Origin of the sequence: Vibrio sp. RE88 (assembly GCF_013113835.1) — a bacterium.
Taxonomy (GTDB): Bacteria; Pseudomonadota; Gammaproteobacteria; order Enterobacterales; family Vibrionaceae; genus Vibrio.
This window is the reverse complement of the sequence record NZ_VTYQ01000001.1, coordinates 217,676-230,691: the sequence shown is the minus strand read 5'-3', so window position 1 is coordinate 230,691 and position 13,016 is coordinate 217,676. Positions and strand designations below refer to the sequence as shown.

The following is a 13,016-nucleotide window of genomic DNA, read 5'->3' as shown; positions in this document are numbered from 1 at the left end:
GTAGTTGCTCAGTTTGTACGGTATAACTATAGTGAAAAGGTGCCCACATGATTTAAAGGTGTAGAGACCCGAGTAAACTCACAGAGTTGATACGAAAAATTGAACGAAAACGAAACACATGGCTCAGTGATGTTCCCACTGAGAGTGAATCGAAAGCGTCGAAGAATAAAGTATTTACAAAGGCCTTTTAGCTCATCGCTCCGGCGACGCCACATCTTAAGTTATCGGTACGTATGTTGATAACCAAGGAGGAGGTTTGGCTATGGTTGTTCTGGGTTTAGTAACTCTGGGTATCGTTGTTTTCTTTGCTTGTTGGGTATGCCAACACGGTCTGCCAGTTTTTGGCATGCAGCTGGATGAAACTGATCAGCTTCTCCTTGCAGAAGCCGCTGGAAAAGACGTATTGGAAGCATAAATTTCACTTGCTTATGGATATCGCAAAAAGGAGCCGTTGGCTCCTTTTTTAATGTCAAAAATAGGCAGAAAAGTTAGTCTGAACGACCACGCCCTGCAATCTTCCATTTATCGACAATCTCACCTTGTTTAACCACGTATAAATAATCGAAATTGTTCAGCGTGGTATCGCAGTGACTCGGCGTTAACACCAGGGTTTCCCCGATACTAAGCAGATTGTCTTCACTAAGATGAACAATGCCATGCTCATCCCCACCACATTGATAGGTAAGCTCAGGGCGAGATTCAACAATCGGCATACCTAGATCAATTGAGAGTGACTTCATACCCGCATCAATAACGGCGCGTTGCGGGGTTGGGTGGCTAATGACGGTGCTTAACACTTTGAGTGCAGAATTGAACTGTTGATTAAGATTTGCATCTTGCTCATCGCCAATATTGCAATAAGAGTTATCCATAAACAAATAAGAACCTGCTTGTATCTCAGTGTACGCTAGCCCCTGATAAGCTTGATACGTCCCAGTGCCGCCTCCACTGATGATTTCTGGGGCAAGATGGCGTGGCTTTAATTGAGTTTCGATAAAATCAAACAGCTCAGTCACGGCGGAGCGTGCTTGTTGTTGTCTCTGTTCAAAGCCTTTAATCAGCTGTAAGTGCCCGCTGTACGCCTGAATTCCAGCGTAATGAACCCCTTCGGTCTGAACGACTTTCTCTATAATCTCCAGCAGTCCTTGACCCACTGCGACACCGCATCGCTGCTGACCACTTTCGACTTCAATCAGAAGGTTGACCACGACACCGGCCTGCTGAGCGAGCTCAGCGATTGATTCCACGTGCTGCGGATGATCAATAACTTGGTAGAGCGTCGCTTGCGGGTATTGGCGATGAAGATCAATCAGGCGCTGATATTTGGCCTGACCTGCAATAGGGGTTGTGATTAGGATGTCGGTGATACCACCTTGAAGCATCACTTCCGCTTCACCCAGCTTTGAGGTACAGATGCCTTGCGCACCGTATTCAATTTGCTTGTGAGCCAGTTGCGGGATTTTATGCGCCTTAGTATGAGGGCGTAGGGTTAAGCCTAGTTGATTAATTCTGCGTTGCATCTCAGCTAAGTTATGTTCGACAGCGTCGATGTCGATAAACAAAGCTGGTGTATCGATGTGTTCTAGTTTCATTTTTGCATACTTATTGTTTTGTTGAGCGGCGTCAGGATAGCATCCAGACCGCCATGCTGATTAAGAAAATTGTTAAATGTTGGTGTATTAAGGCGATTAGCAAATTGAAAATGAGCCATCGCTTTTTATTGTGTTTTGCGTCTCATATTGAGAATCCGATTGTGCTCTGATTTCGCCAATTTCTATCATTATGAATTATATGCACTTTTGTGCGTATCTATATTTCCTGTTTTTTGGCACGTGGTTTGCGTTAGTCACTTTACCCAGCTTGATTCAATATGAGTTCGACTTTGACAAGTGTAATCAGAGAAAATAGGAGAAGGTTATGGCTTATTCAATCCACACACATCGTTCGAGAAGTGCTGTAAACCATACAGATACCTATGCTCTGTCTGCAGGTGCTTCTTTATCTAACGCTGATAGCGCAAGAGCCTATCGCTTTGCATCACTTTCACTTCTACCAAGCCCCCCTCAATCAGAGAATGGCAGAGCCAGCCAATTACTGGGCAGGGGTTATCATCAGAGCACATCGGATTACGAAGAAGAAAAACATGAGTCTGTGAATTGGGACATGTCCCCGTTGTTAAGCGATTCCGGCCGACTTCTCGTTTCAAGCGGTCATCGTCGTCAAACTCAGTTTGACCCTAATAGTGTGGTTGCGGGCAAGGGGACTTTGGGGTCGTTGAACATCGACAAATATGGTCATTGGGATTACTCGGTTTACAACATCAAAATGCAGTTTCTAAAACAAGGCGAGCGCAAGCTGGAATGCTTCTCTCTGTACTCTGACGCTGGAGAGCCGATTACCATTACCTTGACCTTGGTTGGAGTCGATGGCGGTGCTGTGATCGAAGAGTTGGCGACAGAAATTACGGTCGGTTAGTCATGATGAAAGTAAGGCGAAATCTCTTGCTTTATGGTCGAAAAGCGTTGTGGTAACTGGCGGTGTCTTTTAGTCAGGAAGTACAAGGTTTCTGTCACTTCGTTATTCGCGGTATAGATAGCTACTCGGTCTCGATCTGGGAATGAATCGAGTGCACTTTTGGGCAGCACTGTAAATCCCAGCCCGTTTGCAACAGGCAGTAGTATCTGGCTAAGTTGATTGATGTATCCGGTGACTGGGATATCGTCGATGTTCAACTTCTCTAACAGCGGCTCACCACACTGAGCAAAATAAAGAGACAGATAATGAACGGCATCTGGATGTTGAATTAATCCAATCGACTTCAATCCTTCAGGCGTTAAGTGCTTTGATGCCAACTTAGCAGGAAGAATCAGACATAAAGGCTCACAGCCCAATGTTTCCGATTCAAAGCGTGAATCGGAAGGGACGTGAGTCACGATTCCTACATCGCTTTCACCCGATAAGACATCAGCCAAAATCTTATGATGCGGAGCGGCTTCCAGCTTTGGAACCAGCTTTGGATATTTACATTGTAAATTAAGAAGATGCGGATAGATCCGTAGTGCCAGTGAGCCAGAGCAAGAAAGCGAAACGCTGCCCGAATACGGATCTTCCATATTGAGTGAGTTAAGTAGCTCAGCTTGTTGAAGTTCGACTTGCAGGGCGTACTGATAGACGGCTTGTCCGGCCTCAGTAATCTCAAACGTCTTGTTGTGCCTAGCAATGAGAGCGTGACCGCATGTTTGCTCTAACTTTTTGATGTGTTGGCTAACCCCGGGCTGGGTCATAAATAGCTTTTCAGCGGTTTTGGTAAAGTGACCGGTGTCGATAAGCGTTTGAAAGGTTTTAAGCCACAGAGGGTTTAGCATCGTCATCGTTTAATAACAAAAAATTATGCTTAATAGTTTATGTGATAACGTTAAATTTTGGTAGTGAGAGTAGAATGGCGAGGTGTATCACCTCGCCATCCAAAGTTATGCTGCGTTGAGTTGAGTTGCCAGATCGCGTCCATTACCGCGGAATTTATCGACGGTCGGAGCAAAATTAGCGGAAATGTGCAGTAAACGTGAATCAGGGTGCTCTGCTAGATAACGAGCCTTTGTTTCGTCATCTTCTAGCTTGTCCCAGTCTCGGTGAATTGAGCGCGCAAAGTGCAGTGTTGTGGCCATTTTAGGCGACAGTTCTGCGTCACGTGGATCATGGAAATTGGCAATGGCATCCACCATTGGATCTGGGAACTTCCAAGTTTTGGCTAGCTTTGCACCCAGCGTTGGAGCGGTAATATCCAGTACTTCTTCTTGAACCGAAATAGCATCTTCACCTGCATCGGAACGTTCATGTATTTTCACCGCAGCATCAGGAACGAGGGTGTGAATCATCAGTTCGCCGATATTGTGCAAAATCCCGGTTGTAAAGACTTCGTTTGCATCCATGCCCGTTTCTTCAGCAATCTTGCTGGCGATAACGGAAATCTCGAAGGTGTCTTCCCAATACTGGTCCATATCCAGTGTTTTGATTTTTGGAAATGCACCAGAAAGCACTGATGCCACCACCAGAGTTCGTACCGGCCCCGTACCTACACGAAGTAGCGCTTCACTTACTGACGAGACAGTTTTATTACCACCAAAATGGGCAGAGTTCGCCATACGCAGCAATCGAGCACTCAATACCTGATCAGTAGAGATTTTTCTCGAGAGCTCGCCAAAATCTACTTCGTCTTGATTCACCATATCGAGTAACTCTTGTAGTACTTTTTGAATCCTTGGTAACTCGTTAAGGCGAGAAATTAAAGCCTCCTGACTCATGGGCGTTCTCCTTTTTTATTTATGAGCTTTCTTACTATAGAACAGTAAATTAGTTTCATACAAAGTTGGAAACGAAGAAGTTTAGAAAAATTTTCAATAACAAAAAATTATTAAAATGAGAAAAATTGATAATTTTTATTGTGTTATTTGTCTGGCTAATATGAGTCTAACGAAACAGGGCAACCGCCTAATATGACAATCTATTTAGAGGCCAGTATGTCGACTCCATACCCACGTAATTTTTCTCATATCGGTATTTCAGTACCTGATTTAGAAGCAGCCGTTAAATTTTATACCGAAGTACTTGGTTGGTACCTGATCATGGAACCGACCGAAATCGTTGAAGACGATTCTGCGATTGGCGAAATGTGTACTGATGTGTTTGGTGCAGGTTGGGAGCGCTTCCGTATTGCTCACCTTTCAACAGGCGATCGCATTGGTGTTGAATTGTTTGAATTCAAAAATCAGGAAAACCCAGAAGACAACTTCGAATATTGGAAAACAGGCATCTTTCACTTCTGTGTACAAGATCCAAATGTGGAAGAACTGGCAGAGAAGATTGTTGCAGCAGGTGGTAAGAAGCGTATGAAAGCGCCACGTTACTACTACCCGGGCGAGAAACCTTACCGCATGATCTACATGGAAGACCCATTCGGTAACATCCTTGAAATCTACTCTCATAGCTACGAGCTGCATTACTCAGCAGGTGCTTACCAATAATCGATTTAGCCACTCATATTCATGAGTGGCTTTTTGGTTTGAGGCCTGTGTTGATTGACCACTCGCACTTTTTGCACATTTAAAAGTGCATTCGCTTTTTAATTACTGTTATTATCAGCGGGAAATAGTCGGGGAGCCTTAGGGCTGAGATCGCATTGCGAGACCCGTAGAACCTGATTCAGTTAGCACTGACGTAGGGAACTATTAGCATCGATGTTTGAGTATTCTTGCTTTGGTGCACTCGCTTTTTATGATTCGATCTTCCCTTTTATTGATCACTTCATGTCTGGCTGAGAGTTCCTATACGTCTTGTAATAGGAGCACCTATGCCACATTCACAAGACACGCCACCCATTGTATTAACCATCGCAGGATCTGATAGCGGTGGTGGCGCCGGTATTCAGGCGGACATCAAAGCCATATCTGCAACTGGCAGTTACGCGTGTTCTGTCATTACGGCCATTACCTCGCAAAATACGCTTGGCGTAAGCGCAATTCACCCGATTCCTCTAGAGCATATTGAAAGTCAGCTCGACGCCGTGTTTACGGATCTCAATGTGGTTGCCGTTAAAGTCGGCATGTTGGCTGACGCGCGGATTATTAAGGTCGTTGCGGACAAAATCAGACAATACAACCCCGCCCATCTGGTGGTTGACCCTGTAATGGTTGCAACCAGCGGTGACCTTCTGTTGGAGCAGTCGGCGATTAGCACATTAAAAGAGCAGTTGATTCCGCTGGCGGATCTGATTACCCCAAACCTTCCTGAAGGGGCAGCTTTGATTGATGGCGCTGTGCCGGAAAATGAAGATCAGATGGGTAATATGATCGAAGAATTGCGCGCACTCGGTGCCAAAGCGGTACTGCTGAAAGGGGGGCATCTAGAAAAAGATGACAACAGCAATGATTTGCTGATCTTAGCGCAAACGAGTGAGCTTCTGAGTGCCAAACGATTCCCGACGAAAAACACTCATGGAACAGGCTGCACCTTATCTTCGGCGATTGCGTCTTATCTTGCGCAGGGCAATAGGCTGCACAAAGCTGTGTATCTAGGTAAACAATACATCTCGCAGGCCATCGCTCATGCTGATGAACTCAATGTTGGCAAAGGGCATGGACCGGTCCATCACTTTTTCTGTGGCCACATCAATGTTCGCTGAGCCGATTGGGATCGAAATTCAGCGCGCCAGCTTACAGTACACGGATAATCCAGCCCCGACATTAGCGCACTTTTCTATGTCGATACCCGCTGGGCTGTGGACGTGTATTTTGGGGCGAAGTGGCTGTGGGAAAACCACCTTGCTGCGTTATCTGGCAGGTCTGTTGAACGACAAAGTGCACTGGGCTGGAGAACTGACGCTCAGTCATAGCCAAGCACTGCAAGGCCAGATCGCTTACATGGCACAACAAGACCTGCTGCTACCATGGCTCAATGTCCTGGATAATGTTTGCCTGAGTAGCAAGTTTGGCAGCGCTCAACCTGACAGGAATCGAGCGCTGCGATTGCTGGAGCAAGTCGGGTTATCGGATCAGGCGACGGCAATGCCTGTACAGTTGTCAGGTGGTATGCGTCAACGTGTGGCGTTGGCTCGTACGTTAATGCAAGACAAACCCGTGGTACTCATGGATGAGCCTTTTTCTGCGCTAGATGCAGTGACGAGACATAAATTGCAGACATTGGCTGCTGAGCTGTTGCGTGGCAAAACGGTGGTGCTGATCACCCATGACCCGCAAGAAGCGATTCGACTGGCCGACGCTCTGTACATCCTCCGCGGTCAACCCGCTTATGCTGAATCACATGATGTTCCAACCACTCAACCGCCTCGTGTCATAGATGCAGAATGTGCGCAATTGCAGCAGAACATTCTCAATTCGTTGGAGGGTGATTATGAGTGATATGACTCAGTTTGACGCCATTCGACGAGACGTAGTGAAAAAGGAGCGTCTGACACACCCAGTGCTCCGATTGACGATCAGTGCTGCCATTATTGTCGGGCTTTGGCAGCTAGTCGTGGTGGTGTTTGATATGCCAAGCTTTATTCTCCCTGCGCCGCTTGACGTGTTTGAGCGCCTCATCAGTCGTTTTGATGTATTGATGAAACATACGCTAGTGACTGGTCAAGAAATTGTGTTGGGTCTGTTACTCGGCTTGTCGATGGGGCTGTTCTTCGCCTTACAGATGCTGTTGTTTAAGCCGCTCAAGCGCTGGTTGTTACCGATCCTGATTGCCAGTCAGGCGATTCCTGTGTTCGCGATTGCACCAGTCTTGATGTTGTGGCTTGGCTACGGTATCGCATCAAAGGTCGTGATGGCGGCGATCATTATTTTCTTCCCCGTGACCACGTGTTGCTACGACGGTTTGAGAAACACGCCGACAGGCTATCTCGACCTGGCGAGAACCATGGGGGCGAGCAAATGGCAAATGCTGAAACACATTCAACTCCCAGCGGCTCTACCCACTTTGGCTTCCGGTATACGTGTCGCTGTGGTCATAGCGCCAATTGGCGCGGTGGCCGGAGAGTGGGTAGGTTCCAGTGAAGGTCTGGGTTACCTGATGCTGCAAGCCAACGCGCGCATGATCATTGATGAGATGTTTGCGGCGCTGTTTATTCTGGCTTTGTTGTCTGTCTCGCTTTACTTCATCACCGATAAATTACTTAAGAAACTGATTCCTTGGGAAAACCAATAAAAGAAAGGACACTCCCGTGAAAACAAAAAAAATACTCAGTGCAGTGGCACTACTTTGCTCAACATTTTCTGCTCAATCGCTGGCGGAAGAGAAAAAACTCACTCTGATGCTGGATTGGTTTGTTAACCCGAACCATGGCCCAATCGTGATTGCGAAAGAGCGTGGCTACTTCAAGCAGCAAGGCATTGATGTTGATATTCAAGAGCCCGCTGACCCAAGCACGCCACCTAAGCTGGTGGCTGCTGGCAAAGTGGATCTGGCAATCTCTTACCAGCCAAGTCTGACTATCGACGTTGCGGCGGGTTTGCCGCTTATTCGTTCTGCAACTCTAATCGCGACACCGCTCAACACGCTGATGGTGCTAGACAATGGTAAGAACGACAATCTGGCCGACCTGAAAGGCAAGAAAATCGGTATTGCCATCGCAGGCAATGAAGAAGCCACTATTGGGACTATGCTAGCGCAAGACGGTGTGAAGTTCGCCGATGTGGACATCATCAATGTGGGCTGGGCTCTCTCTTCTTCATTGGCATCAGGAAAAGTCGATGCGATCTGGGGTGGTCTACGCAACTTTGAAACTAACCAGCTCGCGCTTGAAGGCTACAAAGCGAAAGCCTTTTTCCCTGAAGAGCACGGTGTGCCAGCTTATGACGAACTGGTGTTTGTGGCGAATGCCAAAACTCATGATGCGGAAGCTATCAAAGCCTTCAACAAAGCGCTTGAGCAAGCCACAACTTACATTGTCAATCACCCACAAGCGTCATGGAAGGAGTTTGTTGCCTACGCGCCAGACACTCTCAACAATGAACTTAACCAACGAGCTTGGAACGATACGTTAACCCGTTTTGCACTGCGTCCTTCTGCGGTTGATCTCAAGCGCTATGACGATTACGCCCAGTTCATGTATTCACAAAAGATCATCGAGACTTTGCCTAAAGCCGCAGATTATGTGCCGGAGTTTAACTAATGAAATATCAGGATCTTATCGAAGCTTGTCAGCCGGACTGGCAGGAATACACACAGCATGATTTTGTGCAGCAGCTAGCAAAAGGCACTTTAGATCAGCACAGTTTTCTTCACTATCTGAAGCAGGATTTTTTATTTCTCAAACAGTATGCGCGTGCTTATGCGTTAGCCATCTATAAAGCACGCACGCTGGAAGACATGCGTCGTGCCTTGCCGAGTGTGCATGCTCTGCTAGATTCCGAAATTGGTCATCATGTGACGTATTGTGGTCAATGGGGGCTGACGGAGTCTGATCTGGAAAACGAACCTGAAGATTTTGGAACCGTTGCTTACACACGCTATGTGCTTGATGCAGGCATGACAGGTGATTTAGTTGACCTGTATGCCGCGCTGGCGCCGTGTTCGATTGGCTATGCGGTGATTGGTAAAGCGTTGATTGAAAGCAATGACACTGTACTGGAAGGAAATCCTTACGCAAGTTGGATTGAGCTCTATGGTGGTGAGGAATTCCAGAGTGGAGTGGCACAAGGTGCGGAGCATTTTAACCAACTCTTAGAAGAGATTGATCTTCATAGCCAGCGGGGACAAAACCTGATTGAAGTGTTCAGAACCGCGACTCGAATGGAAGTGGCGTTCTGGCAGCAAGGTCTGGATGCCAAATAGTTCGAAATCATGATGAAGCCTCGCTTTTGGCGAGGCTTTTTTATGTCTGTTGCTTGCGTATATCGTTGAGCTGATTCCGACACGAAAGATGTGAGAGAGACTATTTACTCTAAAAAATAATTAGGTCACTACTCCCTTAGTTGCTATTTTTTACCAGATAGATATAGAAAGTATCATTAACAACATCAATGGGTTGGAGAGGGACTATGAAGGACAATATTGTTGCTAACTTTTCGCAGGTCAATGCGATGAAGGCGAAGAAAGGGACATCTGCAGCAGCAACGAATGGGGCTTGCCATAACTTCAGTATCGAGTGGCTGAGCTTTATGTTTGAGAAAAAAGGCAACGCTAAGCAACGCATGAAGCGTTTGTCTGCGCGTGATGGTGCAGGTAACCCGGTTTTGCAAAAGACATTCGCTTCTCGTTGGGCCGAGGGTGGGGCATCTTATCAGGTTGCAGACCGGATGATGATTTCACTGCGCGGCTTAAAAGAAACCGCACTCTTGTATGACTACACTCACTTTAATATCAAAAACATTGTAAAGGCAGTGACTAAGCCGCAGCACGCTGGCTTTATCTATTCTTTCTGGTTCCCGGGAGCTGTTGTGGGGGCTGACGGTGCACACACTATTGCTTTTTACCGCTCTTTATCACCGAAGCAAGGCAGCCTGAAAACAGATAACGACACCGTCTATGTTTTTGAACCTAACTATGGTGAGTTTGAAGTGCCAAGTAAAGATTTTGAAAGCTGGTTGAAAACGTTGGCGACCTTCTATGCACCTTTCAAATCACACATGGTGAAGACGGTGACTAAAGCCTAGCCCTAGATTTATCTTCTAATAAACCTCGCTTATCAGCGAGGTTTTTTCATTCCATTTATTGCTCTCACTCAACATAGCAAGAAATATCAAAAAAGCGTGGCGTGAATTTTCTAAATTACATCTCAGGCAACGAGAGAGCCAACCGGCTCAAATTAAGGAGATGTCATGAAAATCACTAAAAAAGTCACAATCAACAAACCTGCAGATCTAGTCTGGGACCTAATTGCTCACCAATTTGATAAAGCACACCTGTGGATGGACCCAATCCCACATTCGTATGAAATTGGATCTGGCCACAGCTCAACAGGGGCTCCGATGGAAGGGCGCATCTGTAACCTGAGCAAGAATCCAAACGGTGCTAAGGCTAAGGAAGTCATCACACAGTACAACGAAGTGAATAAATCTCTGACGTTTGAAATCACACCCATCAATGTGCCGGCCATTGTGCCAGTGAAAAAGAATCAGGTGCAAATGACGGTTCGCTCTCTAGGTGCTAACAAATCCGAAGTGATTTGGCATGCCCAACCGCAACTTAAATTCTTCGCTTATCCATTCTACCCACTGCTCCGCTTAGCGATTCCCGGTGCATTTGGCAAATTACTCAATGGACTGAAAACCTATTCCGAGCAGTCACTGCCTAACCAACAAAGCTCAGCGGCTTAAGCGCAATATTGATAGGGATGAAAGGGCATTAAGATGAAGAAAATGAACTCGATAAAACCTTTGAGAAACATAGCGCTAGTGGCAGGTACGGTGTTGCTCGGAGCATGTTCAACCATTGCGCCAGAAGGCAGCGCGCCACAGTACACTTCTCAGTATGATCACACCTCCACCACTGTGAACGAGTTTGATATTCGTTCTGTGACCAGTGCGCCGGAGCAAATTGTCCTGATGTTCAGAGTCAACTCATCGCCGGATCGAACCTTTGAACTGGTGTCTGAAATTGATCAACTGGCAACTTGGTTTACCGGCATCAAGAACCCTAAGATGGATAACTTCAAGTCACTCAACGGACCGTTAGCGATGGGCACGCATTCGGTACGCAGTTGCAGCTTGGACGATGAGATACTGTATGAAGACATTGTTTACTATGACAAAAATAAGCGCTCCTATGCTTATACGATTGATATGGAGCGTTCGACAGTTTCGTTTCCAATCACAGAGCCTTTATCGCTGTTTACCGTTGAACCTGATGGTTTAGGTGGCTCATTGGTGACATGGCGCCATTACTTCCACAAGAATGTCAGTCTGGTGGCACCAGTGCTTAATCTGATGATGGAAGGGATGATTCTGGAACCTGCGGTGGAAAACTTATTTGAACAAGTGGGTGGCGAATGGGTAGAACCTACTACCGTTTAATTCTAACATTACAAACAGATAAGCTAGGAGGATGAAATGCAGCGTTTTTTTAAAAGTATTGAATATATAGAACAGCACTTGTACGACAAAATTTCTGTTCATCAGATCGCCGCCGCGTCTCATTACTCCACTTATCACTACAGTCGGGTATTTAAAGCTTTGGTCGGAGATACACCTAAAGAGTATTTGCGTAAGCGCCGTCTCACAATGGCTGCCAAGCGCCTGCTCACAGAAGAAGTCGGCATTCTGGATCTCGCCATGGATTGTCAATTTGATTCACAGGAAGCGTTCACACGTGCATTCAAAGCGCTGTTTAACATGACGCCTGCACAATACCGAAAAATGAACGAACCTTTCCGTTTGTTGTATAAAAATCAAATTAATGAAGACGACCTCAGTTTTCTGCAGAATCGCATTAGCATGGAACCGGAAATCATCACACAGCCAGCTATGAAGCTGGTGGGAATTGCCAATCAATACACAGATGAAGACCTCAGTCTGCCTCGTTTATGGTCGGGGTTTGCGCCGTACCGGGACAGCATTGCAAACCGCGTAGGCGATGAATTTTTCGGTATTTATGAGTCATATGAAGAGGCTGAGGACAGCACGACGTTTGTCTATATCTGTTCCGCTCGGGTAGAAAATTTCGATCAGGTACCAGAGGGTATGATCACGCGTGAGATGCCAGAGCAGACTTACGCTCGTTTTACCCATAAAGGGCCAATTGCCCAGCTGGAAGAAACGCTGCGTTATATATGGGGCAGCTGGTTACCGAAAAGCGCGTATGAATATGAGGAAAAGCCGGACTTCGAACTCTACCCAGCTGGCTTTAACGATGCTGACCCTGAGAATAAACTGTACCTGAATATTCCAGTACGTAAGAAAAGTTAGGTTGCAATGAAATCGACGATTCTCATCACAGCGGTCCTTGGGGCCGCTTCACTTAGTGGCTGTCAGGCCGTCACTTCTTCTTCAATGGATTCATTACCGCCTGTTTGCCATGATTATGCGGCTGACCAGATCGTCGCCGTGCTCGGGGAAAGCCCTGAGCTGGCAGGGGAGTGGTATGGTGATTGGGCGTACTTCCTCAATCAGTTTGCTGAGCAGAATCCGCAGATAAGAATCGTCTCTGGGGCGAACGCGGAAGCGTTTAATCTGGCACCATATACCTTGGTGTTGGCACGTCAGAGCAAAGGCGAATACCAACTTAAAGAAGTACTGGACCCACCATACTATGACTATGTAGTAGCTAGGCTTAGTGGTGATGATGTTAAAGGGATTTTGCGTCATTTCGAGCTTGAGCCAGTGACCCCTTCTCAGTTTGATATTGTGTGTAAAAATAAGCTCAACTGATTGACTTTATAAATATCCATCAAGTGAACATTTGCACTTGAAATGGCTGTTTGTGATTACCTAAGCAAGCCGGTTCGATCTTTCACCGAATTGACATTGAGTTGATAAATTTTCCACGTTACGTCGACTAATATTCAGCATCTTACT

Annotated in this window: 16 protein-coding genes and 1 riboswitch; of the genes, 13 read left to right on the top strand and 3 right to left on the bottom strand. The window is 46.4% G+C overall.

The features are described from left to right. Nucleotides 1-256 precede the first annotated feature (256 nt). Nucleotides 257-415, top strand: coding sequence for a hypothetical protein (locus tag F0265_RS01115; RefSeq protein ID WP_154351826.1), 159 nt, complete (start codon nucleotides 257-259; stop codon nucleotides 413-415). A 73-nt stretch (nucleotides 416-488) separates the two neighbouring features. Here F0265_RS01115 and F0265_RS01110 read toward each other — a convergent pair whose 3' ends face one another. After that, complete coding sequence (locus F0265_RS01110) at nucleotides 489-1,592, bottom strand: DSD1 family PLP-dependent enzyme (protein ID WP_171747419.1); 1,104 nt, start codon at nucleotides 1,590-1,592, stop codon at nucleotides 489-491. Between the two features lie 325 nt (nucleotides 1,593-1,917). On the opposite strand from F0265_RS01110, the gene F0265_RS24550 reads away from it, so the two are divergent. Continuing rightward, nucleotides 1,918-2,475 (top strand): VCBS domain-containing protein, encoded by a 558-nt coding sequence (locus F0265_RS24550; protein WP_253809265.1) that lies wholly within the window; start codon nucleotides 1,918-1,920, stop codon nucleotides 2,473-2,475. Here F0265_RS24550 and F0265_RS01100 read toward each other — a convergent pair. Continuing rightward, the gene (locus F0265_RS01100; protein WP_171747418.1) at nucleotides 2,472-3,365 is read right to left on the bottom strand and encodes a LysR family transcriptional regulator; all 894 of its coding nucleotides are present in this window, start codon (nucleotides 3,363-3,365) and stop codon (nucleotides 2,472-2,474) included. The genes F0265_RS24550 and F0265_RS01100 overlap by 4 nt on opposite strands. Before the next feature lie 105 nt (nucleotides 3,366-3,470). Continuing rightward, nucleotides 3,471-4,301, bottom strand: a complete 831-nt coding sequence (locus F0265_RS01095; protein WP_171747417.1) for an HDOD domain-containing protein — start codon at nucleotides 4,299-4,301, stop codon at nucleotides 3,471-3,473. A 216-nt stretch (nucleotides 4,302-4,517) separates the two neighbouring features. Here F0265_RS01095 and F0265_RS01090 point away from each other — a divergent pair, with 216 nt between their 5' ends. The 11 genes from F0265_RS01090 to F0265_RS01040 all read left to right on the top strand — a co-directional run bounded on the left by F0265_RS01090 (nucleotide 4,518) and on the right by F0265_RS01040 (nucleotide 12,869). Then, nucleotides 4,518-5,021 carry a lactoylglutathione lyase family protein gene (locus F0265_RS01090; RefSeq protein WP_045974159.1) on the top strand — a complete coding sequence of 168 codons (504 nt, stop codon included), beginning with the start codon at nucleotides 4,518-4,520 and terminating at the stop codon, nucleotides 5,019-5,021. Nucleotides 5,022-5,140: 119 nt separating this feature from the next. Next, a riboswitch (TPP riboswitch) is annotated at nucleotides 5,141-5,238 on the top strand. 109 nt (nucleotides 5,239-5,347) lie between these two features. Beyond that, complete coding sequence (thiD, locus tag F0265_RS01085; RefSeq protein WP_171747416.1) at nucleotides 5,348-6,178, top strand: bifunctional hydroxymethylpyrimidine kinase/phosphomethylpyrimidine kinase; 831 nt, start codon at nucleotides 5,348-5,350, stop codon at nucleotides 6,176-6,178. Continuing rightward, nucleotides 6,168-6,914, top strand: coding sequence for an ABC transporter ATP-binding protein (locus F0265_RS01080; protein ID WP_171747779.1), 747 nt, complete (start codon nucleotides 6,168-6,170; stop codon nucleotides 6,912-6,914). Before thiD ends, F0265_RS01080 begins: the two co-directional genes overlap by 11 nt. Continuing rightward, nucleotides 6,907-7,707 carry an ABC transporter permease gene (locus tag F0265_RS01075; protein WP_171747415.1) on the top strand — a complete coding sequence of 267 codons (801 nt, stop codon included), beginning with the start codon at nucleotides 6,907-6,909 and terminating at the stop codon, nucleotides 7,705-7,707. The genes F0265_RS01080 and F0265_RS01075 overlap by 8 nt, the downstream gene beginning before the upstream one ends. A 16-nt stretch (nucleotides 7,708-7,723) precedes the next feature. Further along, the gene (locus F0265_RS01070; protein ID WP_019277359.1) at nucleotides 7,724-8,674 is read left to right on the top strand and encodes an ABC transporter substrate-binding protein; all 951 of its coding nucleotides are present in this window, start codon (nucleotides 7,724-7,726) and stop codon (nucleotides 8,672-8,674) included. Continuing rightward, nucleotides 8,674-9,336, top strand: a complete 663-nt coding sequence (gene tenA, locus F0265_RS01065) for a thiaminase II (protein WP_065742358.1) — start codon at nucleotides 8,674-8,676, stop codon at nucleotides 9,334-9,336. The genes F0265_RS01070 and tenA overlap by 1 nt, the downstream gene beginning before the upstream one ends. A 206-nt stretch (nucleotides 9,337-9,542) precedes the next feature. Then, nucleotides 9,543-10,157, top strand: a complete 615-nt coding sequence (locus F0265_RS01060) for a YopT-type cysteine protease domain-containing protein (protein WP_171747414.1) — start codon at nucleotides 9,543-9,545, stop codon at nucleotides 10,155-10,157. A 165-nt stretch (nucleotides 10,158-10,322) separates the two neighbouring features. Further along, complete coding sequence (locus F0265_RS01055) at nucleotides 10,323-10,820, top strand: SRPBCC family protein (protein ID WP_171747413.1); 498 nt, start codon at nucleotides 10,323-10,325, stop codon at nucleotides 10,818-10,820. Nucleotides 10,821-10,853: 33 nt separating this feature from the next. Beyond that, on the top strand, nucleotides 10,854-11,516 hold the full coding sequence (locus F0265_RS01050) for an SRPBCC family protein (RefSeq protein ID WP_171747412.1): 663 nt from the start codon (nucleotides 10,854-10,856) through the stop codon (nucleotides 11,514-11,516). A 36-nt stretch (nucleotides 11,517-11,552) separates the two neighbouring features. Next, complete coding sequence (locus F0265_RS01045) at nucleotides 11,553-12,407, top strand: AraC family transcriptional regulator (RefSeq protein ID WP_171747411.1); 855 nt, start codon at nucleotides 11,553-11,555, stop codon at nucleotides 12,405-12,407. Between the two features lie 6 nt (nucleotides 12,408-12,413). Beyond that, entirely contained in the window at nucleotides 12,414-12,869 is a 456-nt protein-coding gene (locus tag F0265_RS01040; RefSeq protein WP_171747410.1) for a hypothetical protein, read from the top strand. Nucleotides 12,870-13,016 lie beyond the last annotated feature (147 nt).